This window comes from Chloracidobacterium sp. N (assembly GCF_018304765.1).
GTDB classification, from domain to species: domain Bacteria; phylum Acidobacteriota; class Blastocatellia; order Chloracidobacteriales; family Chloracidobacteriaceae; genus Chloracidobacterium; species Chloracidobacterium aggregatum.
On the sequence record NZ_CP072642.1, the window covers coordinates 754,786 to 779,986 of the forward strand.

General features: G+C 62.2%; 22 protein-coding genes. 8 read left to right on the forward strand and 14 right to left on the reverse strand.

The window, feature by feature from the left end:
- Positions 1–370: 370 nt before the first annotated feature.
- Positions 371–1,114 (forward strand): PspA/IM30 family protein, encoded by a 744-nt coding sequence (locus J8C05_RS03205; protein ID WP_211422761.1) that lies wholly within the window; start codon positions 371–373, stop codon positions 1,112–1,114.
- Between the two features lie 77 nt (positions 1,115–1,191).
- On the opposite strand, the gene xth is transcribed toward J8C05_RS03205, so the two are convergent.
- Positions 1,192–1,995 (reverse strand): exodeoxyribonuclease III, encoded by an 804-nt coding sequence (gene xth, locus J8C05_RS03210; protein ID WP_246840736.1) that lies wholly within the window; start codon positions 1,993–1,995, stop codon positions 1,192–1,194.
- A 112-nt stretch (positions 1,996–2,107) separates the two neighbouring features.
- Between xth and dnaX the strand changes: the two genes are divergently transcribed.
- A complete protein-coding gene (gene dnaX, locus J8C05_RS03215) occupies positions 2,108–3,883 on the forward strand; it encodes a DNA polymerase III subunit gamma/tau (RefSeq protein WP_211422762.1) in 1,776 nt (591 codons plus the stop codon).
- On the opposite strand, the gene J8C05_RS03220 is transcribed toward dnaX, so the two are convergent.
- From J8C05_RS03220 to kynU, 9 genes are all read right to left on the reverse strand, one after another.
- A complete protein-coding gene (locus J8C05_RS03220) occupies positions 3,867–4,625 on the reverse strand; it encodes a uracil-DNA glycosylase (RefSeq protein ID WP_246840737.1) in 759 nt (252 codons plus the stop codon). The two genes, dnaX and J8C05_RS03220, sit on opposite strands and share 17 nt — an antisense overlap.
- Entirely contained in the window at positions 4,603–5,523 is a 921-nt protein-coding gene (locus tag J8C05_RS03225) for a branched-chain amino acid transaminase (RefSeq protein ID WP_211422763.1), read from the reverse strand. Before J8C05_RS03225 ends, J8C05_RS03220 begins: the two co-directional genes overlap by 23 nt.
- Positions 5,524–5,613: 90 nt before the next feature.
- Positions 5,614–6,552 (reverse strand): arginase, encoded by a 939-nt coding sequence (gene rocF, locus J8C05_RS03230; protein WP_211422764.1) that lies wholly within the window; start codon positions 6,550–6,552, stop codon positions 5,614–5,616.
- Positions 6,553–6,616: 64 nt separating this feature from the next.
- On the reverse strand, positions 6,617–7,093 hold the full coding sequence (locus J8C05_RS03235) for a S24/S26 family peptidase (protein ID WP_211422765.1): 477 nt from the start codon (positions 7,091–7,093) through the stop codon (positions 6,617–6,619).
- Between the two features lie 145 nt (positions 7,094–7,238).
- Positions 7,239–9,473, reverse strand: a complete 2,235-nt coding sequence (locus tag J8C05_RS03240) for a tetratricopeptide repeat-containing diguanylate cyclase (protein WP_211422766.1) — start codon at positions 9,471–9,473, stop codon at positions 7,239–7,241.
- 22 nt (positions 9,474–9,495) lie between these two features.
- On the reverse strand, positions 9,496–10,689 hold the full coding sequence (locus J8C05_RS03245; RefSeq protein ID WP_058866556.1) for a serine/threonine-protein kinase: 1,194 nt from the start codon (positions 10,687–10,689) through the stop codon (positions 9,496–9,498).
- Between the two features lie 7 nt (positions 10,690–10,696).
- Complete coding sequence (locus J8C05_RS03250; protein ID WP_211422767.1) at positions 10,697–11,077, reverse strand: DUF1987 domain-containing protein; 381 nt, start codon at positions 11,075–11,077, stop codon at positions 10,697–10,699.
- Positions 11,078–11,289: 212 nt separating this feature from the next.
- The gene (locus J8C05_RS03255) at positions 11,290–11,973 is read right to left on the reverse strand and encodes a hypothetical protein (protein ID WP_211422768.1); all 684 of its coding nucleotides are present in this window, start codon (positions 11,971–11,973) and stop codon (positions 11,290–11,292) included.
- Positions 11,974–12,002: 29 nt separating this feature from the next.
- Positions 12,003–13,271, reverse strand: a complete 1,269-nt coding sequence (gene kynU, locus J8C05_RS03260) for a kynureninase (protein WP_211422769.1) — start codon at positions 13,269–13,271, stop codon at positions 12,003–12,005.
- A gap of 100 nt (positions 13,272–13,371) precedes the next feature.
- Between kynU and prmC the strand changes: the two genes are divergently transcribed.
- From prmC to J8C05_RS03280, 4 genes are all read left to right on the forward strand, one after another.
- Positions 13,372–14,283, forward strand: coding sequence for a peptide chain release factor N(5)-glutamine methyltransferase (gene prmC / locus J8C05_RS03265; protein ID WP_211422770.1), 912 nt, complete (start codon positions 13,372–13,374; stop codon positions 14,281–14,283).
- A gap of 18 nt (positions 14,284–14,301) precedes the next feature.
- Entirely contained in the window at positions 14,302–14,691 is a 390-nt protein-coding gene (locus tag J8C05_RS03270; protein WP_211422771.1) for a hypothetical protein, read from the forward strand.
- Between the two features lie 83 nt (positions 14,692–14,774).
- Complete coding sequence (locus J8C05_RS03275) at positions 14,775–15,248, forward strand: hypothetical protein (RefSeq protein WP_211422772.1); 474 nt, start codon at positions 14,775–14,777, stop codon at positions 15,246–15,248.
- 83 nt (positions 15,249–15,331) lie between these two features.
- The gene (locus J8C05_RS03280) at positions 15,332–15,625 is read left to right on the forward strand and encodes a hypothetical protein (protein ID WP_211422773.1); all 294 of its coding nucleotides are present in this window, start codon (positions 15,332–15,334) and stop codon (positions 15,623–15,625) included.
- Positions 15,626–15,702: 77 nt separating this feature from the next.
- Here the strand turns inward: J8C05_RS03280 and J8C05_RS03285 are convergent, their stop codons facing one another.
- The 4 genes from J8C05_RS03285 to J8C05_RS03300 form a co-directional block, all read right to left on the reverse strand.
- On the reverse strand, positions 15,703–17,235 hold the full coding sequence (locus tag J8C05_RS03285; protein ID WP_211422774.1) for a glycosyltransferase family 39 protein: 1,533 nt from the start codon (positions 17,233–17,235) through the stop codon (positions 15,703–15,705).
- 66 nt (positions 17,236–17,301) lie between these two features.
- Positions 17,302–18,414: a radical SAM protein gene (locus J8C05_RS03290; RefSeq protein ID WP_211422775.1), complete on the reverse strand. Its 1,113-nt coding sequence runs from the start codon at positions 18,412–18,414 to the stop codon at positions 17,302–17,304.
- A 139-nt stretch (positions 18,415–18,553) separates the two neighbouring features.
- Positions 18,554–19,852: a DUF1501 domain-containing protein gene (locus J8C05_RS03295; RefSeq protein ID WP_246840738.1), complete on the reverse strand. Its 1,299-nt coding sequence runs from the start codon at positions 19,850–19,852 to the stop codon at positions 18,554–18,556.
- A 21-nt stretch (positions 19,853–19,873) separates the two neighbouring features.
- Positions 19,874–21,976: a DUF1800 domain-containing protein gene (locus J8C05_RS03300; protein WP_211422776.1), complete on the reverse strand. Its 2,103-nt coding sequence runs from the start codon at positions 21,974–21,976 to the stop codon at positions 19,874–19,876.
- A 230-nt stretch (positions 21,977–22,206) separates the two neighbouring features.
- Between J8C05_RS03300 and J8C05_RS03305 the strand changes: the two genes are divergently transcribed.
- Both J8C05_RS03305 and lnt read left to right on the forward strand, forming a co-directional pair.
- A complete protein-coding gene (locus tag J8C05_RS03305; RefSeq protein ID WP_211422777.1) occupies positions 22,207–23,547 on the forward strand; it encodes an inositol-3-phosphate synthase in 1,341 nt (446 codons plus the stop codon).
- 19 nt (positions 23,548–23,566) lie between these two features.
- A complete protein-coding gene (lnt, locus tag J8C05_RS03310) occupies positions 23,567–25,162 on the forward strand; it encodes an apolipoprotein N-acyltransferase (RefSeq protein ID WP_211422778.1) in 1,596 nt (531 codons plus the stop codon).
- Positions 25,163–25,201: the final 39 nt, after the last annotated feature.

The window sequence follows — 25,201 nt, forward strand, 5'->3', positions numbered from 1 at the left end:
ACCCGGACACAGGCTGACCAGGAGGCAACCCAGCACCAACCAGTACGTCGCCGTCCGCGTTCGCACCCGTGCGCCCCGCCGGACGCTGGCTGATATTTCACACCTTTGACCCACGTGATGTTTCCCCTCTGATTTGGTCGTGTTGGATGCCAGTCGCAGGATGTTTGACACAATATGGTCATAAAAGTCTGAAAATTTCCCACGTTCCGCGCTGTGCTGCCTGTGAAGGCAGGGAGCAACGTGCTTGGAACTTGTACCCAAGGCTGCTAGACTGCGGCACAGCTTGAGCAGGTCTGCCAAATCAAAGGCAAATGGCGTGGAGTTGTTCAGGCTTGGCTCAGGACATTTTACTGGCGGAGGCACCCGGCACATGTGGGAAAGGTTGAAGCGCCTGTTCCGTTCGATTTTTGGGGGGATAATTGACGCTGCTGAAGACCCCGAACTCATTCTCCAGCAGGTCATCCGTGACATGCGCGACCAGGTTCCGAAGCTGAACGAAAGTGTCGCGCAGGTGATGTCCAATGAAAAGCTGCTCGAACGGGAGGTCGCCACGCTGGAGCGCGAAATCACCGAACTCGACAGCAAGGTCAAAGCCGCGATCAAGATGGGGCGCGACGACATTGCCACCACCTACATTGCCTCCATGCAGGAAAAGCAGAACTCGCTGGCCCGCGCCAAGGAACAGCTCGTGGTGGCCAAGAAAGCTTCGCAGCAGGCCATCCGCTTCCGCGATGACTACCTGCTCAAGATGAAGCGCAAGCAGGACGAGGCCATGCAGCTTATCGGCGAGAGCAAGCGTGCGCGGATGCAGGAGCAGCTTGCTGCCACGATGGCTTCCTTCCAGGTGGGGGATACGGCCGGTTCGTTTGATGAAATGCGCGAGAAAATCAACCGCCGCGCCGCAGCCGCCGAAGCCAAGATGGAGCTGTCCACGTCAGGTGTGGACAGCCAGATGGCACAGCTCGAACGTGAAGTCTATAACGTTCAGGCCCAGGATGCCCTCATCGCCTACAAGCGCCAGATGGGCCTCATCCCCGATGAACCCACGGCGCTGTCGGAATCCTTTGGCACAGAACGGACACTCGGCCCGGCCCAAAAGAAAGCCCTTGAGTAACCTCACCTGAACCGCACGATGTCTGACCGCCCACCACAGTGCCTGTGGTGGGCGGTTTTGATGTTCGGGTGGTCGGTTCAGCCGCTGGTTTTTGACGGAAGGCGAAAGGTGGCCACGACCGGTGCGTGGTCAGAGGGACGTTCCCGGCCGCGCTCGGCGCGGTCAATGCTGGCTGACAGACAAGCATCCGCCAGAACCGGCGTTGCCCAGATGTGGTCAATGCGCCAGCCCCGGTTGCGCGCAAACCCACCCGTACGGTAGTCCCACCAGCTATACAGCCCCGGCTCGTCGGGATGCTGCTCGCGGACGCTGTCGCGCAGTCCCCACTGCCGCCAGCGCGCCAGAAACGCATGCTCCCGCGAATGGAACATCACCGTCTCGCGGTTGCTTTCCGGGTCGTAGAGATCAATGTCAGCCGGCGCGATGTTGTAATCACCACAGAGCAGAAACGGCATCTCCGGCGTCAGATGGCTTGTCAGAAAGTGCGTGAGCCGCTCCAGAAAGGACAGCTTGTAGGCAAACTTCGGCGAGGTGACCGCTTCGCCGTTGGGTACGTACACCGAGGCCACGGTGACGCCGCCGATCGTGGCGAGCAGAAACCGCCGCTGGTCATCGGGCGCATCGTCGGGTAAGCCATAGCGAACCTGCTGCTGTGGCTCAAAGGAGAGGATAGCCACGCCGTTGTAACCTTTCTGTCCGTACACGCTGGCTACGTAACCAAGTTGCTCAAAAGCCTCAAATGGAAAATCGGCGTCAGGGACCTTGGTTTCCTGCAGACACAGGATGTCCGGTTCGTGGCGTTCGAGCCAGTCCAGCACGTGGGGCAGGCGGACGCGAATGGAGTTGACGTTCCACGTGGCAACGGTCAGTGTTTCGGGCATGGCATGATTTCGGCAGTTCGGGACTCATGCCAACCGGCATCACGCACGCCAGCCTGGGGGATGTAGCTTGGGTCCTGGGGAAGCGTGGCTTTGCCGGTCAGGCTTTTTGCTTATGGCTTATCAGGTCATCGCCCGCAAGTGGCGACCTCAGCAGTTTGAAGATGTCGTGGGGCAGGCGGCCATTACGCGCGCCCTCAGCAATGCCCTGCGGACGGGACGGCTTCATCACGCCTATCTGTTTGCCGGGCCGCGCGGCGTCGGCAAAACCACCTGCGCCCGACTCTTTGCCCGGGCGCTCAACTGCGCCGAAGGCCCGACGCCCACCCCCTGCGGCGTGTGTCCGTCCTGCCAGGAAACCCTGACCGGCAACTCGCTCGATGTTCTCGAAATTGACGCTGCTTCCCATACCGGCGTGGACAACATCCGCGAGGTCATCATTGCCACGGTCGGAAACCGTCCGGCGCGTGACCGCTACAAGGTCTTCATCATTGATGAAGTCCACATGCTTTCGACGAGTTCCTTCAACGCCCTGCTGAAGACTCTGGAAGAGCCGCCGCCGCACGTGGTCTTCATCATGGCGACGACAGAACTGCACAAGCTGCCGGAGACCATTCTCTCCCGCTGCCAGGTCTATGAGTTTCGGACGGTTGGCGTCGAAGTCATTGCCGACCGGCTCCGGCAGATTGCCGAGGCGGAGCAGGTGCCGATTTCACGCGCGGCGCTGGTGCAGATTGCCCAGGCCGGACGTGGCAGCCTGCGCGATGCGCAGTCGGCCCTTGAGCAGGTATTGGCTTTTGCCGGCACGTCCACCGAGATTGATGAAGCCGCCGTGCGCGACGCCCTTGGTCTCATCGGCATCGGTTGGCTGTCAGAAGTCGTGGAAGCCCTGCACAGGTCGGATGCCGCTGCTGTTTTGCTGGATGTGGAGCGGCTGGTTCGGACGGGCCATGACCTGCGGCAGTTTTTGCGGGAGCTGATGACCTATCTGCGCCACCTGCTCGTGGCACAGTTGGTCGGCGCTGACCGGGAGTTGCTGCCGGTTGCCGACAGTGAAGTGGCTATTATCAAAAAGCAGAGCCGGTACTTCACGGTTGCCGAACTGATCCGGCTGTTTTCGCTGGTGGCTGACCTGGAAATGCAGGTGCGGGCGGCAGAGGACCCGCGCCCACTTGTGGAAGTCGGTCTCGTCAAACTGACCCAGCTTGGCCACCTCAAGCCGCTGGAGGACATTCTGGCGCGGCTTGATGCGCTTCTGACCGAAGGCCCCCGTCCACTTCCCGTATCTTCACCGGGTGGCACCACTGCCGGAAAGCGGCCGGCCACGCCGGTCAAACCAACGCCGCCGCCATCGGCAACACGCCCGGAACGCCCCACGCGCGCGGAATCCGGGTCGCCTGACCGTCCGCCGCTGCGCCTTGCGCCACCGCCAGAGCCACCCCCGGAACCGCCCCCGGATACGGCCCTGCTGGCGGCAGCCCCACCGGCGGATGACAGCTTCGACCCGACCAACGCGACCGAAGTTCTGGACAGAATCAGGCAGCGGGCTGATGAACAGGGAAAACCCTTTTTAGCCACACAACTTGAAAAAGTTCAGTCCGCGCGATGGAATGGCGATCGGTTCGAGTTGACCTTCGGCCCTGAAGCCAAATCGCAGGAGGCTTCCGTCCGGGAAGCACGGGCTTTCCTGCAGGAAGTCCTGCAGGCGCTGACCGGCAGGCAGGTGAGCCTTGTCACCCACCTGGAGGGCCGTCAGCCGCCTGCCGTCTCAGAGCCAGAGCCGGACCGCCGGGAAAAGCTGTTGCGGGCTGAGGTTGAACGTCACCCGGCGGTCAAAAAACTGCAACAGTGGTTTGGCGCAGAACTGTTTGACATCAACCCGCCGGAGTAGCGCTGGCGTCAGGGAGTAGTATCTGGCGTGCGGTCGTGAAGATGGCATCCAGCATGGGTTCGGTGAGCCGGCCCGTCAGCGTATTCTGTTGGCTTGGGTGATAAGAACCAAGCAGTGTGAGTCCGGGTGCGAGGTCATAACGCGCACCATGTGCAAAACGCGGTTTTGGCTTGGGAAACACCTTCCCCTGCTGACGCAGCGCCTTCAAGGTCTGTTCAAAGGCAAACTGTCCAAGGGCGACAATGACGCGCACTTCAGGGAGCAATTCCATTTCGCGGACGAGAAACGGCAGGCAGGTCTCAGCTTCTTCGGGAAGCGGCCGGTTGTCCGGCGGCGCGCAGCGGACAGCCGCGCAGATGTAAGCGTTGATGAGGTGCAGCCCATCTTCGCGGTGGGTTGACGTCGGCTGATTGGCAAAACCGGCGCGGTACAGCGCCCGAAACAGCCAGTCGCCACTCCGGTCGCCAGTGAAGAGGCGACCGGTACGGTTGCCGCCGTGCGCCGCCGGCGCCAGCCCGACAATAAGCAACCGGGCCTGTGGATCGCCAAAGCCGGGGATGGGCCTGCCCCAGTAGGTTTCCGTCTGAAAGCGGCGGACTTTGTGTTGCGCTACATGTTCCCGCCAGACCACCAGACGGGAACAGCTCCGGCAGGCGGTGATGTCCTGGCGGAGCTGCTCAAGTGAATGAAGATGTGCCGTGCAGGATCGCACGTCCGGTTCAGACGGCGGTGAGCCATTCATGGCGGTCTTCACGTTCGCCGTGAATGATGCCGAAATAGGCATCCTGGAGTTGTTTGGTGATGGGGCCGCGTTTGCCTTCGCCAATTTTGATCTTGTCGAGCGTGCGCACCGGAGTGATTTCGCAGGCGGTGCCGGTGAGAAACACCTCGTCGGCAATGTAGAGTTCTTCGCGGAGAATGCTGCGCTCCACGACCGGAATGCCCAAGTCTTCACAGAGACGCATTACGGCATCGCGGGTGATGCCAGGCAGCACAGCGCGTCCAATCGGAGGGGTAATGACGGTCCCATCCCGCACCATGAAGACGTTTTCCCCGCTTCCCTCGCTGACATAACCGGCAGCGTCAAGGGCAATCCCTTCGGCATAGCCGTTGACAATGGCTTCCATCTTGATGAGTTGGGAGTTCATGTAGTTGGCGCCGGCTTTGGCCGTGGTGGGAAGTGTATTGGGGGACATGCGCGCCCAGGAAGAAGTACATACATCCACCCCGGCTTCAAGTGCGTCACTGCCAAGGTAGCGTCCCCAGGGAAAACAGATGATGAAGGTTTCCACCGGGGCCGGGAACGGGTTGACGCCAAAGGCCCCATAGCCACGAAACACAATGGGACGCACGTAGCAGTGCTGGAGCTTGTTGACCCGTACGATTTCGATACAGGCCGTGAAGATTTGCTCCATCGTGAAGGGAATCGTCATGCGATAGATGTGGCAGGAGTCGAACAGACGGCGCACATGCTCACGCAGGCGGACGAGCCGTGGACCACGCGGGGTTTGATAGCAGCGGATGCCCTCGAACACCGAGGAGCCATAATGGACAACGTGCGACATGACATGAATGCGCGCGTCCTCCCACGGGAGCAGTTTGCCGTTGTGCCAGATTTTTTCAGACGTTTCGAGTGCCATGGCCGGTTCCTCCAAGCGACGCAAGGCTGAGCCGGCCGTACCCTGGTTGGCTACGTCCTGAAACCGACTCACCCGGCGTCCTGAGCAGACTTACAGGATTTTTTTGCCAAGCGCAGAGAGCAGGAGTTCCGCGCCCAGTTCGCCGGTCCGATTATGCGCATCGAGAACGGCATTGATTTCGACCATTTCGACCGAGAGCATTTTGCCTGAATCGTGAATTTTCTCCATTGCCAGGTGACTTTCACGATAGGTGCCCCCGCCGGGAACAGGCGTGCCGACGCCAGGCGCATAATAAGGGTCAACGAAGTCCATGTCGAATGTCGCGTGAAAACCAACCGTGTGGCGTGTAACCCAGGCGATGGCTTCATCCATGATGGCGCTCATGCCACGTTCGTCGAGATCGCGCATTGTGTAGATGCGCAGCCCTAATTGACGCGCCAGTTGACGCTCGCCTTCGTCAATCTGACGCACACCGATGATGACGCAGTCTTCAGGGTGTATCTTCGGGGCAAATCCGCCAATGTGCGTCAAAACTTCAGGGCCATAGCCCAGCAGAACAGCCAGCGGCATGCCGTGGATATTGCCGGACGGGGATGACTCCGGCGTGTTGATGTCGGCATGGGCGTCAATCCAGATGATGCCGATGCGTTGGCCCCGGCGGCGGTAGTAACCGGCCACCCCGGCGACGCTTCCGATGGCAATCGAATGGTCGCCGCCCAGGACAACCGGCACGGCGCCGCGGTCCAGAATCCCTTCGACGCAATCGGACAGAATGGCATTCGACTTGGCCACTTCAGCAAGATACTTGTGTCTGGCGTCGGCCGGCGTGGCGCGGCGCATTTCGGCTAGTGCCACCGGGATGTTGCCAAGGTCTTCCACGGTGTAGCCCAGTTCGGTGAGTTTGGCGCTGAGGCCGGCAATGCGTACGACGGACGGCCCCATGTCCACGCCACGCCGGTCGGCGCCCAAATCCATGGGCACGCCGACAATGGTCACTTTGCGGGGAGCAGGAGAAAGGGGTTTTTCCATGGGGAATCTCCAGCAAGCCTTGGTCATGGGCGAACGGAGGTTGCCTGACGAAGGGCAAGGGGCGCTAGACGGATTTGACCTTGCGGAAGCGCCAGCGGTGAAGCCATCCGGCGAGGCGTGTCCGCAGACGACGCCAGAACGTGGTCAGATCATGCCGGACGCCGTTACTTTCGATGCGCAGGACGCGCCCAACGACGTTGGAAACCGGAACGGAGACATCGAGACCTTCGGCTGCGTCCCCACGGGTCACGACATAGGTCGTAGCATGGCGTTGCTCGAAACGCAGAATGCGATGCACGACGGCTGTTTGGCTGCTTGTGCAAAGCAGAACAATGTCTCCAACACCGAGCTGAGTGGTTGGCACCTGCTCAACGGTCAGCCAGTCACCATCAGAGATGGTGGGGCGCATGGTGCTGCCGTTGACCCGGAAGCGATAGACGCCATCGCGCATCAGTTCCGCCCGCGCCGTCCGTAAAATATCGGGCGATTCCAGGGTGTGTTCCCGAATGGGAGACGTTTTGGTTTTACCGGTCGTCCGCATGTGCTACGCCCCGCCGGGAGATGAGTTGAAGAGGCTTTTCAGGGTTGCAGCGCCTCCATATTAGTGTGAGCCAGACTGGCATTTCAATCGTGTCCGTTGGATTTTGGGTGTCCGGCTTGTCGCCCCGTACCACACTGGCCGTTTCCTATGGACGACGGTACGCCGCCGGAACCACCGTGACGAGATTCCCACCACGGGTGGTCACCTGGGCCAGGGCGTCACGCAGAACGGACACGAATTTATCAAACGGCATGCCCTCAAAGAGCGGCAGGTCGCTTGTGACCGCCACACTCAGCGTTAGAACCCGGTGGGGCGAGGAAGCGTGCGGAATCCCTTTTTGCTGGATGGCTGCACACAGATGTTCGGCCCGCTCCCGTCCCTGCTCAGCATCCGCATCGGGGATAAGTACCAAAAAGCCTTCACCAGGGTCATAGGCCGCCATGCCGCCTGCCGGTGCGAGTTGGGCATCGAAAAGCCCGGCGACGACTTCCAGACATGGCTGGCGAAAAGCGGCCGGATAGGACGCAAAGAAGTCGAGCTGTGCCAGACACAGCGTGAGCGGATAACCCTGGCGTGCCGCGCGGTTCCACTCGCGTCCGTGCAGTTTCTGAAATTGCGCCAGTGTCAGGAGATCGCTCAGCCGTCCGGCACCCGACGGCTCGGCGGCCCGGCTGCCTGTCAGGAGATTCGCCAGCCCGCCTGGCACTTCAAACGACAGCGGTATCGCCGGTGGCAGAGGGGCTGCCACCGGAAGCGGCTGTGGTGTGGCCGGCAGAAGGGCGGCATTGGGATCGAGCGAGATTGCTTCCGCCTGCAGTTCGGCAGCTTTGTCCGCATCACCCCGCGCCTGATACATCTGCGCCAGCACCATGGCTTCGCGCGCGGCATCGGTTTTCCGCCCGGACTCCACGTACAGGTCCTTGAGCTGGAGGCGCGTTTCCAGAACATCCGGCTGGGCGGCCACCATCCGTTCAACCAGTGTCAACCGCGCCTGCATCAGTTCCGGGTTCTGCACCAGGAGGCTGTCGAGCAGGGCGATGCTGTATTCGCCCGATGTCGTCTCGGTGCGTTCCACCGACGGCGTTGTTCCGGCCGGTGAGGTTGCCCCGGCCGTCAGGCGGTCGTAGTAACCGGCAGCCGAGGGTGACTCAAACCCTTCCGGGAAACTCATCGCCGCTGCGGCGGCCGGGTCATCCGCCTTGTGACCGGTCAGGGCTTCGAGCCGCTGCCGCGCCTTGCGGCTGGGTTGATGCCGGATGGCCTGTTCAAGAGTGCGGATGGCATCGGCCTCACGTCCGGCATCGAGATAGGCCTGGGAAAGCAGGTCAAGGGTGCTGGCCAGCTTCCGCTTCTCGCCGGACTGCTCATACACCTGGGCCAGGCACTCGATAGTCGGAATGTGATTTGGCTGGCGTTCAAGGATACTGCGCAAAATGGCCGTTGCACGTTTTTTCTGTCCGCGGTCAAGAATCAGGTTGAGCAGGCTGCGGATGATGTGAACGGCGCGGTCGAAGGCCTCGCGTTGGACACAGGCTTCAGCCACTTCCAGCCGGTGCTCGAAACGGCTCTGGTCAATGGCAAACAGGCGGTCGAAGGTGGCTTCGGCCGCGTCGAGTTCTCCTCCCTGCAGGTAAGCCCGCCCCAGCACCACGGCAAGTTCGAGGTTGTTTGGCGTCTGGCTGATCTGCTGGCGAATGCACTCGTAGCCGAGCAGCGCCTGTCCGGCGGCAATGCAGGTTTCGGCATAGCCACCCAGGGCGCTCGTGCTGTCGGGACGGATGGAGAGGGCGCGGTCATACGCGCCGAGCGAACCTTCCCAGTCCTGCTGCCGCCGCAGGGCGGTTCCGGCCGCCAGGAATTGCTCGAAAGCATCCGTGCGCTGGCCGCTGCGCAGGTGGGCTTCCGCCAGTTCGCGCTTGACCCGCCCATCGCCCGGATCGAGTTTGGCCAGCTCCCGTAGCGCCGAGATGAGCGTTTCCGGGGCGCCGTTCCGGCGGGCGGCCTCGGCCGCGCTCCGGTAGTCCTGTTTGGCGTCCGCCACCATGCCCTGTTTCCGGTGCAGATTGCCCAGCGCGAGGCTGTACTCTGGCTGGTCCGGCTGCAACCGGATGATCTTCTTGTACAGCGCAATGGCCTGGGGCAGTTGCTGCTGGCGGACGTAGTGTTCGGCCACCATGGCAAAGCGCCCGGCGGCTTCCTGTGTCCGGTTGACCCGCTGGTAGAGGTCGCCCAGGATGTTGGCAATGGTGACATCCTTGGGGTCGGTCCGCGCCACCAGCTCATAGTCTTTGATGGCAGCTTCAAGCTTGCCCTGCTGGGCATGCTTTTCTGCCTGCTTGAGGGTTTTTTCACGGTCGAAACTGCGGGAAAAGAAGGCCATGGCGGTTTCCGAAGCGGGTGAGTCAGTGGTGACTGAGGGGTCTGAGAAGCCGCACGACTTCCTGTGCGGTCGGGCGTGACGACGGGACTTTGTGCAACATGCGCATGGTGACGGCTTCGAGGATGGGCGGCACATCGGGCGCAAAACTGGCCAGCGGTGGCGGCACACTCTGCAGGTGCGCCGTCATCAATGCCGCCACATTGCCATTCTGCGCCGTAAAGGGCGGGCGCCCGGCCAGGATTTCGTAGGTGACAATCCCCAGACTGTAGATGTCGGCCCGTCCATCGTAGGGGAGAAAACTCAGGCGCTCCGGCGGCATGTACTTGGGTGTCCCGACGATAAGGCCACGGGTCGCTTCCGGGTGGGAGCCATCTTCGGCGGCCATGAGTTTGGCCAGACCGAAGTCGAGCAGTTTGACGACTTCGCCGGTCGGCGGGCGGTGCAGGAAGATGTTGTCCGGTTTGATGTCGCGGTGAACGATGTGCATGGCGTGGGCTTCGGCCAGAACCGACGCCACCGGAAGGATGATGTCCAGACACCGCTGGGGGGAGAGCCGCCCCAGCCGCTTGAGTTCCTGTCCCAGCGTCACGCCGTGCAGGAGTTCCATCACCAGGTAGGCAAAACCATTTGAGGAAATGCCGAAGTCAATGACGTTGACGGCATTGGGGTGCTGGACACGACAGGCTGAAATGCCCTCGCGCTTGAACCGGTCGAGTTCTTCCGGCGTGACGCTGCCGCCCCGGGGCTGGAGGATTTTGACGGCGACGGTCGTGTTCAGCGCGAGGTGCGTGGCCTCATACACCGCACCATAACCGCCAGCGCCAATTTTGCGTTCGAGGCGGTAGCGCCCGTCAAGCACCGTGCCCGGCAGGGCTTCCGTGTAGGCTGAAAAAATCGTCTGGGCACGCGCCTGGGATTGCAGGAGCGCTTCCTGGGCGCGGATAAGGGCCTGGTTTTTTTCGAGCAGTTCCCGGTTTTTGGCTTCCAGTTCGTGCTGAATGCGCAGCAGGCGGCTCTGGGTGGCATCCCCGATGCCGGTCATTTTGACCGCCTGCTTGAGCAGGGCGCGGTACTTCCTGGCCAGTTCCGAAAACTCCCGTTGCCACTCCGCTCCGTTGGGCAGCCCTTCGGCTGCAATTCGCTCGGCCGTGGCCAGAACAGCGAATTCCGTAGCAAAGACTTCTTCAGCAGCCGTTTTGGGTTTTGGTTCAGCCATGCGGCCATCAGGACGGGATCGCTACGAATTTGAAGGGAATCGAGAAGTCTTCGGCAAACTCTTCGCCGTGCTCTTTCATGTCGTCATCGTCTTCATAGTAGTGCCAGTTCAGGGTGACAGTCCGCCCGGCTCGGACGGCATGTTCAACCATCTCCAGAATGGTGATGATGCACTTCGATGAGCTGGTGTTGAAATAGTCCAGACGAAAGTTGAATGTAATGGGCGTGGAAGACTCGATCAGGTAGAGCGACAGCCAGTCCAAAACCGGTTGGTAGAAGTGCATCGCATTTTCTGGGTACGAATCGCCTTCCATATCGAGAACGCCTGTGGCGGCGTCAAAGGCGATGCGCGGTGTCGCTTTGGCTTTCTCGATGTACAGGTTTTCCATAGTTGCCAACCTCTCAGCCGGTTGAGGTGCAAAGCCGCTACAGTCTAACCGACACTGGTGTGAAACAGACCAAGGGGCATGCCAATGGTTGTTGACTGTGGCTGACACAATAAACGAAGTCATGGCTGACTGCAAAAGGGGAAAAAGGGAATGGAACCAAGGCTGTCCGCGTCCGTGGAGGCTGCGGACTGAGGGAAGCTGGACCACGCCGGTTACCGGGAGGGTGCCGAACAGACCGGCCAGCGGGCATAGAAGTCAGACAGTTCCGGGAGATGGAGCTGCTGCCCCAGTTCGGCGATGCGTTTCTGGCAGGTGCCCGGTGAGCCTTGGGAAGGCAGGTGCAACCGGGGGTCGCGCTGCACGGTGGTGTGGGCGGTATCGCGGGCGCGGCGTCCCCCACGACGAGCCTGCCAGTGGACGTACAGCCGGATGGCGTTCCAGGCAATGAAGATGTTGGGACCGGGCAGCAGGCCGAGCAGCAGGGTAAGTGGGAGAAGGGCGATATTGATCCAGACGCCCCGCTGGTGGACAGCGAGGCGTGTGTCCAACCAGCTCATCCAGTAGGCGCGCACGGTGTCGTCATCCAGTTCTCCGTCGTGGATGATTTCGACAGTACTCGCATGAGCCAGCGCCCGCAGCAGACCTTCGGCCGGGTGCGTCCACTGTTCAAGCCAGAGCCAGATACGCCGGATGCCGCGCCAGAAGCGGTTGGGTGGTGTGTGCAGCAGGTGCGCAGCTTCTTCCCGAAGACGATACGCGCGGCGCACAAGCCGCTGCGTCAAGCCTTCCGGCGGAGAGCTGTCTTCGGCCGGGAAGGCTTCGGGCGGTGCGTAGAACACCCAGCCGCGTACCGGGCAGCGGAGGGCATAGACTCGGACGGTGTGCAGGGGCTTCACAGCAAGCAGGACTTCTGTGGCAGGACGGGTCAGGTTGTGGCAAGGCGGTTGCGCCAGACCTGGGCAAGTTGCCATACATCGTGAAAACTCGTGTACAGCGGCGCAACGGCCACCCGCAGGATGTCCGGTTCGCGGACGTCCACGACAACGCCTTGTTCCTGAAACCAGGCAGCCAGGGAACGCGCTTCCGGCACACGCCACGAGAGCTTTCCGCCACGGGCGGACGGATCGCGTGGGGTGATGAGCTGAAGGGGAAGCCCGTCCAGCAGCGCCAGCGCATAGGCCGTCAGCCGGACGGCTTTCGCCCGCAACCGTGCCATCCGGGCGCGGTGAAACAGGTCAAGGGAAGGGCGCAGGGCCGCCAGCGACAGAATCGGCAGGTTGCTGAGTTGCCAGCCGGCTGCACCGGCGGCCAGTTCGTAGGTGTCAGGCATCAGGAAGCGGGTCTCGGCGCGGTGTCCCCACCAGCCGACAAAACGCGGCAGGTCAAAACGTTGGGCATGGCGCGCATGAACGAAATAGCCCCCGACGGCGCCGGGGCCGGCGTTGACGTATTTGTAGTGGCACCACACGGCACAATCCACGTCCCAGTCGTGCAGCGCCAGGGGAACGTTGCCAATGGCATGCGCGGCATCTATGCACACGACACAGCCCTTGGCCCGCGCCTGGGCAACCAGTGGCGCCAGCTCGAAAAACTGTCCCGTGGCATAGTTGACCGCCCCCAGCAGGACGAGCGCCACCTGGTCACCTTCGCGCTCCAACTGCTCCAGCATGTCTTCAGTGCGCAACAGGTCTTCGCCCGGACGGGGACGCATTTCCACTACGGCTTCACGCGGGTCAAAGCCGTGAAAAGCCGCCTGGCTGAGCGCCGCATACCGGTCGGACGGAAAGGCGCGCGCTTCCATCAGGATTTTGAAGCGTTCCCGCGTCGGGCGGTAAAACGAGGCCAGCAGCAGATGCAGGTTGACCGTCAGACCATTGGCCAGCGCAACTTCATCGGGCTGCGCCCCAACCAGTTCCGCCACCAACGGACGGAGATCGGCGTCGTAGTCGGCCCACGGATGCGGCGGCGTGAAATGTCCGGCGACGCCCAGCGATGCCCACCGGTCAAGTTCCGTCAGGACGGCCTGCCGCGTGGCTACCGGTTGCAGCCCCAGCGAGTGACCGCAGAAGTAAAGCTGCGGCTTGCCCGTTGCCGGATTGACCGGGAAGTGAAAGTGCGTGCGAAAGTCGGCGAGTTCATCGGCGCGGTCGAGTTCCCGCGCAAAGGTTTCATCGGGACGAAAATTGAGAAACATAGAGCGTTCCGTCGGTTGACCCACGGGGCGGCAGGGTGTGGCCGCTGCCCGGCGGGTGTCACATTTCGCACCGGTGACGTACCGGGCAGGTGCAGGGCCTATGTCAACGACATTTGGTGAACTCGTCAAGGAAGGCGCTCGCCTCCTGGCGGCCGGTGGGGTGGATGAGCCTTACCGCACAGCCGGCCGCCTGGTGCGGGAGTTGCTGAACGTGGATGCCGTCACACTTGCGGCCCACCCAGAGCATACGGTTTCCGACACAGACGCCGAGCTGGTACGCCGGGCCTTCCACCGTCGGGCCGACGGCGAGCCGCTTCAGTACATCACAGGCCGGCAGAACTTCTACGGACGCGATTTTCAGGTAACGCGCGACGTGCTCATCCCACGCCCGGAAACCGAACTGCTCGTGGAAGTGAGCCTGGAGCACATCCGCACCCGTCCTCAGCCGGACTGGCGGCTGCTGGATTTGGGGACTGGTTCGGGCTGTCTGGCCGTGACCTTGGCGGCGGAAATCCCGACGGCGCAGGTCGTGGCCGTGGATATTTCGCCGGCGGCACTGGCCGTGGCTGCCGCCAATGCCCAGCGCCATGGTGTTGCGGAGCGCGTCCGGTTGGTCGAGAGCCACTGGCTGGACGCTGTGCCCACCACGCCGCCGTTTGATCTCGTGGTGTCGAATCCGCCCTACGTGGCGGAAACGGACTGGCCGGCGCTCCAGCGGGAAGTCCGTGACCACGAGCCGTACGTGGCCCTGGTTGGCGGAGAGCAGGGAACCGAAGTCTATGCCCACCTTCTGGCCGCCCTGCCGCCCTATCTGGTGGCCGGCGGGAAGTTTGCCTGTGAGGTTGGGTTTGAGCAGGCGGCACGGGTTTGTGCCGTGGGCGAAGCTGCCGGCTGGCGGGTGGAGCGCGTCATCCACGACCTGCAAGGTATCGCGCGCACCGTGGTCTTTACGTTTCCACAGGTTTTCAGCGACAATCACCGGACTTGGCTCGGCCAGGGAAATGAAGGCTGAACCCGGAGGTGCGCTGTCATGGAAACCAAGCCGACGATTGAAACCGTTCTTGAACGTCTCTCCGCCATGGAGTCCCGAAGCGCTGCCAGGGAGTCCCAAATCATAAGCCGTCTCGAAGCACTCGAAACGCAGGTGTCGGGGTTTGGGGCCCGTCTCGATGCTCTGGAAACGCAGGTGTCGGGGTTTGGGGCGCGTCTCGATGCCCTGGAAGTCCGGGTATCGGGAGTTGAATCGCGTCTTGATGCCTTGGAAACACAGTTGAAGGAAGGCTTTCAGAAGGTCAACGACGGACTGGAGATAATGAAGTACAAGCTGGAAATCATGACGCAGGACATTATGGATGTGCGCGCTGCCATGCGAAAACTTGATCGCCGCATACCAGGAGGGCTTGAACCCTCAGTTGCCTGAACCGCCCCACTGTCAGCCGCCACCGTTACGTGGGTGGGAACGGTGAACAGGGAAATCAAATCTGAACCTGGAGGTGTGCTGCCATGGAAACCAAGCCGACGATTGAAACCATTCTTGAACGTCTCTCCGCCATGGAGTCCCGAAGCGCTGCCAGGGAGTCCCAAATCATAAGCCGTCTCGAAGCACTCGAAACCCAGGTGTCGTCGTTTGGTACGCGTCTCGAAGCACTCGAAACCCAGGTGTCGTCGTTTGGGGGGCGTCTCGAAGCACTCGAAACCCAGGTGTCGTCGTTTGGGGGGCGTCTCGAAGCACTCGAAACCCAGGTGTCGTCGTTTGGGAGGCGTCTCGAAACACTCGAAACCCAGGTGTCGTCGTTTGGGGGGCGTCTCGATGCCCTGGAAACACAGGTGACGGAAGGCTTTCAGAGAGTCAATAAAACACTGGAGCACATGAAGCACAAGGTGGAAATCATGACGCAGGACATTATGGACATGCGCGCCAGCCTGCGTGCACTTGATCAACGCATACCCAGAGCGATTGAACCTTCAGTCGCCTGAGCCACCTTGCCGTCAGCCACCAACGTTACGTGGGTGGGAACGGTGAACAAGGAAATAAAATCTGAACCCGGAGGTGCGCTCTCATGGAAACCAAGCCGACAATTGAAACTGTCCTTGAACGTCTCTCCGCCATGGAGTCCCGAATCACAAGCCGTCTCGATGCCTTGGAAACACAGGTGTCGGGTTTTGGCTCCCGTCTCGATGCTTTGGAAGCACAGGTGACGGAAGGCTTCCAGAAGGTCGCTGCCGAACTCAAGCTCATCAACCGCAAGCTGGAAATCATGACGCAGGACATCATGGACATGCGCGCCCGGGTACGGGATGTCGAACACCGCATGGATGATGTCGAAAACGAAGTCCGGGCGAAGGCCAGCTAGACTCGTGGCTGTCCTGCAGGAACGCCACAAACCGGGCCGGGTCACTTGTATGGAATCCGGCAGCAAGAGTCAGCGCATCAGCGCAGCACTTCAATGACGCGCACCTTCGGATAGGCGCCTGGGAAATCCACTTGGCGCACAACGTGAAAGCCCGGCACGGCCGGCGCATCAAACTTCTCTGAACGATAATCGAGAATGACCCACGCGCGCCGTACCCCTTCTTCCCGCATCAGGCGTTCAAGCTGATTGTGCCCCACAGGTTCGCCGGTTGGCGTCATCTGCGCCGGGTAGGTCATTCCTTCCAGTCCATAACGCGGCGCGTAGTAAGCCAGGCAGACATCCATGGCGTCGGGATCAATGACCACCCGCTCTCCGGGCCGGGACTCGCGGCGGATGAACTCCAGCGCCGGACGCAGATCGCTGTCCCGCGCTGTCGTGCCGTAGTGAATCCGCGTACCCTGCCAGAACAGCGTCCCGACACACAGGCCAATCAATGCCAGACGCCACCCGGCAGCGCGTATCTGATACAGCCCGACGGCCGTGAAAAACCAGAAAGCGGGCGTCGTGAAAATCAGGTAGCGGGCCATCTCCATGCTGCCCTTCCGCAGCGACAACCCACTGGCAAGCAGCAGGGGCAGAGCCAGAAACAGCACCGGCAGGGCCGCCCGTATGTCCGCGCGCGCCAGCTTCAGGTTGTGCCACAACCCGATGCCCATCAGAGCTGTCAGAAACAGGATGAAGACAATGTTGAACGTCAGCGGTTGCCAGAAAAAGCTTCCCGGCAGGTTCACGTGTTCCACGATGAGCCGCGCAAACCAGTCCCGGATGTGATCGAGATAGACGGCATAGCCCAACGTGGTTTCCTGGAAGTAGCCCACAACCTGCCAGCCGGCGTCAGCCAGCGTGAGCGGTTTGCGCCAGGTTTGACCGCGCTGCATCTGCGCTACGATGACTTCAACCCACGGGGCATACAGCAGCGCCATGACGCCTTGGGCGATAAACCAGCGCCGCGTCTGACGGCGGGTGGCCGCGCGCGTCGGGCCAAAGGCCGTCAGCACGAAGTGCGCGTTGACCGCAAGGACAGCCAGCACGGCAAAGTAGTGGCAGTACATCGCCGCCAGCGCCGCCCACAGGTACACCGCCAGCCCGCGCTCCACACCGCTTTCACGCCACATGGCGTACCCGCGCAGTGCCACCAGCACCAGCGCCATGACCAGCGGGTACATCCGGGCTTCCTGGGCAAAGAATATCTGGTGCGCGGAAACCGCCATCAGCAGCGTGGTGGCCAGAGCCACCGAACCGCTGTAACGGGGTGCGATCAGGCGGAAAACAGACACCAGCGCGGACAGGCTGGCGACAACGGAAAGTGACCGGACGGCCGCGGCGCTGTCGCCAAAGAGGTTCATCCAGATTTTCAGCAGGATGTAAAACAGCGGCGGATGCACATCCGCGGCGGCACACCGGGCAATCCCGGTCAGCGACCGCCGGGCGACATCAAGGGAATACAGCTCATCGAGCCAGAGGTTCTGCTGCCCGATGTGCCAGCCGCGCAGCACGAGCGCCAGCGGCAGCACTCCACACCAGAACAGCCAGCCAGACCAGTCCCGCACCGTTGTGGAAGGGTTTGCGTCGGCAGATGAACCGGCAGGGGAAGTGACCAGCGCCGTCACAGCGACTCAGACGAAATTCGGGTTGTTGTTCGGATGGCGCAGCGTCCAGAGCGTCTTGTTGATGGGATGACACCGGCAAATCGGCTGGCATTCATCCACGTTGATGGACGCAATGACCTGCTGGCGGCGCTCACTTTCCCAGATTTCCCGGAAACTCTGGGTGCTGAGATCGCCCAGGCAGAATTCCTCCTGCCCACGGGTCTGGGAGCAGTAATAGACCTTCTTGTTGGCCTCGATGACCGGAAAAAACGTGGCATAGCACTTCCGGTAGGCGCTGCGTTCGAGGTCGGGCGCAAGAACGCCTGCAAACTGGTCTTCCTTGACGAAGACGCGGAACGTCTCCGTTTCGTACATCTGTTTGGCAGCGCGGGCGCGATACAGGGCGTCGAGATAAAAATCGCGGTCGTAAAACTCGCTCGAGGACTTGGGATGCAAAATGACCGGCTTGATCTGGAAGTAGTCAATGCCGGTTTCCCGGACGCGCCGCGTGGCTTCCTCAACTTCGGCAAGGTTGGTCGGTTCGACGGAAATTTGCGCGCCAATCTGAACCTTCGATCCCTGGCGGCGTTTTTCTTCGGCCAGATTCGCCAGATTGCCCAGCACCTTCTCGAAATCATTGACCTTGTGAATCTTCTCACGGGTTTCGGGCGTGCCGGCGTTGAGTGAAATGCGAATCCAGGTGCAGTGCCGGGCCACAACCCGGGCCTTTTCGGGCGTCAGCAGACCGCCATGCGTGATGATGGCCGAATCCACACCCTTGTGAGCCGTGTATTCGACAAACTCCATGAGGTTCGGATTGACGAACGGCTCGCCGCTGCCCGAAAAAATCATGCTTTTCGTGCCCAGCGTGACCAGCTCGTCGAGCAGCGTCCGGTAGAAGGACAGCGGCATGATGCTCGCATCCGGGTTCGCCTTTTTGGACTTGTCATCGCCCTTGTGCGAGCCAAAGTACCCCCCGTGCATGCACCACGTACAGAAGTGGTTGCAGATGGTTGAAGGGCTGAGTTCCATCGTAATCGGATAGACGTTCTTGCCCTGCCACCAGTCGTACATCACATCCATGTGCGTGAAGAGCTTGAGCGGGGAAAACACATCCGTTTTGAGATCGGGCTGGTGCATGGTCGGTCGCGTTCCTTACCGTGAAGACAAAACTTTCCGGGACAAACGAAAGATGCGTACGAATCCGTACGCATCTTTCGGAGAAGTCGGTGTGGCGTCAAGCCGTTGGCGTGTGAGGCTGCCGTAGTGGTTGCCGCCGTCAGCCCCGGTGGGCGAGGACGCCAATGAAGTTGGCCGGCTGAAGGGTGTAGCCGGGGAAGACCGGCTGCGCCTGAGCCAGACCCAGATGCCGCACAACCACTTCGGCCAGCACGGTGCGAAAGTCCGTGGTCACGGGAAGATCGCGCCCGTCGGCAAGATTGGCCGGCGCCAGTTTCGGTACGTCTCCGTAAACCCGCCCGCCGTGCACGGTGCCGCCGACCACAAACATGCACGAAGCCCGTCCGTGGTCGGTGCCACCGGCGCCGTTCTGGCGCACGGTACGCCCGAACTCGGTCATCGTCAGCACGAGGGTGTTGCGCATCTGCTCTGCGCCCAAGTCCTGTACGAAAGCAGCCATGGCGCTGCCAAAATCGCGCAGCAGGCGGTTGAGCTGTCCGGCGGGTTGTCCGGGAGCGCCCTGGTTGGCATGCGTGTCCCAGCCCCCGCAGTCTGTGAAGGCGACTTCAAGGCCGACATTGGCCTTGATGAGTTGCGCAATCTGGCGCAGTGACCGGCCGAGCGGTGAGTTCGGGTAGGTTGCGCCATGTTCGGGCTGGAAACGCGACGGGTTGGCGCGCTTGAGAAACCGGATGGCTTCAAGGGTGTCCTGCCCGGTATGGCGCAGCGCATCGGCCGCAGCCTGGGCGTACATCTCCTCGAAACCGGATGTCACTTTGCCGGTAGCGCCTCCGGCGCGCAGCTCGAAGGCTTGCAGGTCATCGAGGGCAATGACGTCGGCTTTCCCCTGCAGGGTGCGTGGCGTCAGTTGGGTGAAGGACACCGCCCGAAAGGGCGATGCCTTCTGAAGCGGCGCCGCCTGCAGGTAGCGGTTGAGCCAGCCATCAGGCGTGCCTTTGCGGCCCGGCGTGGCCGATTCCATGTAGTCCTGCGCGTCGAAGTGCGAGCGGGTGCTGTCGGGCGAGCCGACGCCGTGGACAACGGCCAGTGTCCCGGCCTGAAACAGGGGCAGCAGCGGAGCCAGATGGGGACTCAGTCCAAACCGCCCATCCAGGTCGAGGGCCGCGGCCGGATCGCCCGGTTTGGGCGGCGCTACCGCCAGAAGCGGACGCGACTGGCGGTAATGCTCATCGCCATAGGGCGCGACGGCGCTCAAACCGTCCATTGCGCCGCGCTGGAAGATGACTACCAGCCGTTGGCGCGGTTGGGCAACCTGGGCTTCGGCTGCACGGGCATACCGCTGAAACAGATACCCGAAAGCGGATGGCGTCAGCGCCAAAGCCCCCAATCCGCTTGCGCCAAAGCGGACGAACTGCCGACGGGAAATGTGGTGCGACATAGGCTTACGCTCCTTTGGAAACTAGCGGCGCTGGAACTCCGGTGAACCCAGAATGAGGCCGGTCAGTTGTGCGGTGAGGGGAAGTGGCGCATCGGCCTGCGCGAGGGCTTCAAGCGCCAGATCATAGCGGCGCATCGCCGGGTTCACGCCCGGTGCAAAGGCCTTTCCGGGCGTGCGCCGCGGCCGTGGCATGGCCGGCATCATGGACGCATCATCGTTCTCCGCATCTCCATCTTCTTCTAACACCGGTTCGTTGTCCGGTGTGGTCGGCGTGCGGACTTTGAGACGGGTGCGGTCGCCGATGATGTCTTCAAGCGCCCGGTACGTCGTTTCGGAGACACTGCCGCCAACATAGCGGGCCAGAAGGGTCTCGATGAGCGCCCGGCCGTCATCACCGGAAGCTGTAGGCGGAAGCTTGACGCCGGGCAGATTGCCGCTGGCGAGCACCAGGGCAAAGTTGAGGCGGTTGAGCAGGGCCCCGGTGTTGACCCAGGCTTCGGCGACATCCTTGTAGCCCGTCGGCGGCTGGCAGCCGTAAAGCGGCATGCCCATCCGCGCCAGCGCCCCGGTCAACACCTGGGCATCCGTGATTTCGGCTCCGGCGGCGCGCAGCGTGCTGGCGACGAACTCCAGCGGCGTCTTGACCTTCGCCTGGTAAACCGCCGGATCGAAGAACTCCGGCGACTCGAAAATGGTTTGCAGGCAGGCGCGGATGTCGCCCTGCGTCCGCTCGAACGTAGCGGCCACCCTGGCGACAAGTCCGGCCGGCGGCTCATCGGCGACAAACCGGCGGCACAGTTTCGTGGCGATGAACCTGGCGGTTGAAGGATGCCGCGCCAGCAGCGTCAGCACCATGTCGCCGTCCCGTTTGCCGCCGCCGGCTGGAATTTTGACGCCCAGCACAACCTTTTCGCCCTGATCGTGCGCCCAGTCGCGGTAAATGAACGAGCCGGGCGGCACATCGGCTGCGCCGGGCATCCCAGGGCGGGCAAAACGGTCACGGCGCTGGCCGCCGAAGGGCTGGTGGATACTCCAGCCTGTGAAGCACCGGGCCACTTCCTGAACATCCTTCTGGGTGTAGCCGCCGTCCACGCCGAGCGTATGCAGTTCCAGCAGTTCGCGGGCGTAGTTTTCGTTGATGCCGGGCTGTCGCCGTTGTGCCGCACCCGGGTTGGGGGGAGTTGCCGGTTTGGAGCCAGCTTGCACCGGCGGGCGCATCGGCGGGAAGGGGCTTTGCACACCACCACGGTTGAAGATACCGCCTTGTCCAAGCCTTCTCCGGCCGAAGCCTCCCTGGCCTGGGAACCCCTGTCCCGGCTGCCCGTTGCCGGGACGCATGCCGCCAAGGGGACGCTGCTCCTGGCCGGGCAGCTTCAAATCCGGCGTGACCGACTGCCAGTTGTCCAGGTAGAACAGCATTGCCGGGCTGTGGGCCGTGGCGCGCAGCAGGTCTTCAAACCGCCCCAGGGCATGGGGGCGGATGGCATCGCGTTCGTATTCGCTGAGGAAGACGCGCACAAGGTTCTTGCCGGCAAAAACGTTGAAGTGATTGAACCAGAAATCCGTCATGACCTCCTGCAACTGCCGTTCGCTATAGACAGCACGCAGCAGTTTGGCCTGCTGGAGGTCGCTGACCATCCGGCGCGGGTTGCGTTTTTCGTCCCCGAAGACTTCGCGGTAGCGTTCCATCATCTGGCGACGTTCCTCCGGCGGCAGCTTGGCGAGGGCTTCTCCGGGGTTTTCAGGGAGGTTGCCGCCCTGACGGCGGAGAATCTCCTGTCGCATCTGACGCGCCTCGGCTTCCAGCCGGACCAGCTCGGCCGTCGGTGTTTCCAGCATCGGCAGGCGCTTCAGCCGGGCTTCCACGGCGCTGTCGTCAATCGTTTCGGGATGAAGCTGCTGGGCAATGTACTGCCGCAGCCGCAGACGGCGGACGCGCTCAACATCGCCGGGCCGTGGGCCGTAGCCCAGACGGTTGAGAACGTGGAGCATCCGTTGGTCTTCGGTCAGCGCCGGGGGGTGAGTGGTTTCGGTCAAGCGGGGCGCGGCCGACAGGGGCATCAGCGGCGACAGGAGCAGCAGACCGGCCAGAGGCAGACTCAAAGCACGGGAGAAGCAGGGCATGATCGTCATCCGTCCTTGCCTGGAAAATTCGTCTGGAAAATTCTGGAAGCCAGTGGCGTCCACCACGGGCAACCTCGCTGTGCTATGAGTCCGGTCTGCCGGGAAAAGTTTGGCAAACAGGCCCTGCCGGAGCGCGTCCGGCGCGTGCCGATTGTTCATGCCTATCCGGTCTGTGGTAGTTACGCATCTTTGCGCGCAAGGCGCAGGTATTCCTTTCCGCGAGGCTTTCCATGACTGAAAAGAACAAGACTTCCATACCCAGCCCGGCTCCGATTGCCGAACCGACGGGCAAGCTGGGGGTGCTGCTGGTTGGGTTGGGTGCGGTCAGCACAACGTTCATTGCCGGCGTCGAAGCCGTCCGTCGGGGCAAGGCGCTGCCGATTGGCTCACTGACCCAGATGGCCTGCATCCGGCTGGGCAAGCGCACCGAAAATCGCAACCCACGCATCAGGGATTTTGTCCCGCTGGCGACCCTCGATGATCTTGTCTTTGGCGCCTGGGACATCTTTCCCGACTCGGCCTACGAGGCGGCACTGCATGCCGGGGTTCTGGAACGTTCGCTCATTGAAGACCTCAAGCCGTTTCTTTCCAAAATCAAGCCCATGCCGGCCGCTTTTGACCGCAGCTACGTCAAGCGGCTGGACGGGCGGAATGTCAAGCCAGCAGCCAACAAGTACGAACTGGCCGAACAGCTCATCGCCGACATCGAGAACTTCAGAAAAAAGCACCACTGCACGCGCCTGGTCATGATCTGGTGCGCTTCGACCGAGGTCTATCTGGAGCCGGCGCCGAAGCACCACGGCACGCTCAAAGCCTTCGAGGCGGCAATGAAAGCCAACCACAAGAGCATTGCGCCTTCGATGCTCTATGCCTACGCCGCACTCAAATGTGGCGTCCCCTTTGCCAACGGCGCTCCAAATCTGACCGTGGACATCCCGGCGCTCATTGAACTGGCGCAGATGAACCACGTGCCCATCTGTGGCAAGGATTTCAAAACCGGGCAGACGTTTATGAAAACGCTCATTGCGCCGGGGCTGAAATCCCGCATGCTGGGGCTGCAAGGCTGGTATTCCACCAACATCCTGGGCAACCGGGACGGGGAAGTCCTCGACGATCCGGAGTCTTTCAAAACCAAGGAAGAGTCAAAGCTGTCCGTCCTGGAATACATCCTGCAACCGGAGCTGTACCCGGAGCTGTACCGGGATTTTTCGCACGTCGTACGCATCAACTACTACCCGCCACGTGGCGACAACAAGGAAGGCTGGGACAACATTGACATCGTGGGCTGGCTTGGCTACCCGATGCAGGTCAAGATCAACTTCCTGTGCCGGGATTCGATTCTGGCCGCGCCCCTGGTGCTGGATTTGGCGCTGTTCCTGGATTTGGCCCAGCGCGCCGGCATGCGCGGGATTCAGGAATGGCTGAGCTTCTACTTCAAAAGCCCGATGGTCGCGCCGCAGCTTTATCCCGAACACGACATCTTCATTCAACTGATGAAGCTGAAAAACACGCTGCGCCACCTGCGCGGGGAAGACCTCATCACCCACCTGGGGCTTGAGTATTACGACTGACGGGAGCCGCCGCGTGGAGATGGCTTCTGCCGCAAAGCCCAAGACCGGCCGGCCGGCGGCGTGGTGGACGGGCGTCAGTCCGTGGCTGGCCGCCGTGGGGAGCGCCGGCCTCCTGACGCTGGCCTTTCCGCCGTTCGGCTTCTGGCCGCTGGCTTTCGTGGCGCTGGCGCTGCTGCTCTGGGCTGTGACTTCGGCGGAGCGGCTGGTGACGGCCGGACTGCTCGGCTGGCTGTTCGGGGCGTTGTTTTACTACGGGTCAAGCTGGTGGGCGACGCACTCGCTCATCGTCTATGGGGGAATGTCCACGCCTGTTGCCTACGTGCTGATCGGCGTGGCGGCCGTTCTCGTCGCCATACCGACGGCACTGTTCGCGTTGGGGGTTCACCTGACGACGCTGCGGGAGCCGTCGCCGGGATGGTGGTGCATCCCGGCCTGGTGGTGTGTGGGGGAGTGGCTCCGGGGCGAGGTGTTTGCCTTCGGGTGGAATCCGCTGGCCAATGCCGTGGCGCTGGAGCCATGGCTGGCGCGCGCGGCCCGGCTGGGCGGACATTACCTGGTCGGGGCCATGGTGACGGCCTTTGCCGCCGGCGTTGTCTATGCCCTGCGGCAGTGGCCGCACCGCCCGGTACGCGCGCTCCGGGGGCTGGCGGCCGGAACGCTGGCGCTGCTGCTGCCGTCGCTGGCGGCGTTGACCGGCGCGTTGCGTCCGCCCGAATCTGACAGGGAAGCTGCGGTGGCGGTCATTGCCGTCCAGCCCTGCGCACCCATGCTCACGAAGGTGATGTCAGCCTACGACAGGGCCGAAGCCCGGCAAATGCAGCTTGCTTTGGAAGGGCTGCGCGCCGCGTCAGACAGCGCGCGCCGAATGGTCATCTTTCCAGAGTCGCAGATTGCCCTCGATGCCGACCGGCCCGGCACTGAGCAGTCGCTGCGGCCGCTTCTGTCACAGGGCGTCTGGGTGTTGACCAATGCCACCCGGCGGGTTGGAGATGGTTTTGCGAATACTGCGCTGCTCTACGCGCCGGATGGCCGCACGGCGGAATACCAGAAGGTGCATCTCATGCCGTTTGGCGAGTATGTCCCGCTGGGCCGGTACCTGCCGGTGGAGTTGCCGACGTTGGCCGTGGAAGCGCGTCCCGGAAAGCGCATTGTGACCCTGCCCGTTACCGATGACCTGCGGCTTGGCGTGGGCATCTGCTTTGAGTCGGCTTTTCCGTCCCTGCACCGTGCCTTCCGGCAACAGGGAGCGACGGTACTCGTCAACCTGGCCAACGATGGCTGGTTCGGCCGGACGCCGGGCAGCGAACAACACCTGCGGCATCTCATCTATCGCGCCATTGAAACCGGCTGCCCCGTCGTGCGCGTCACCAACGATGGGATCAGCGCCCTGATTGACGCCGGAGGGCAGGTGCGCGATGTCATCCCACAGGGACAACCCGACGTGCGCGTGTGGCCGGTGTTCCCGGCCGCCAGCGGGATGACACCATACGTTGTCGTGGGCGACCTCTTTGCCTGGAGTTGTCTGGCGGCCGTCGTGGGCATGCTGCTGTGGCGGCTCTGGACGCGGATTCGGTTCTACACGGAAGCCATTACGGATTTGGTCGCGGGAGAATAAACTGCCGGCCTGCCGCCGGACGGTGTAGCATCCGGTGTC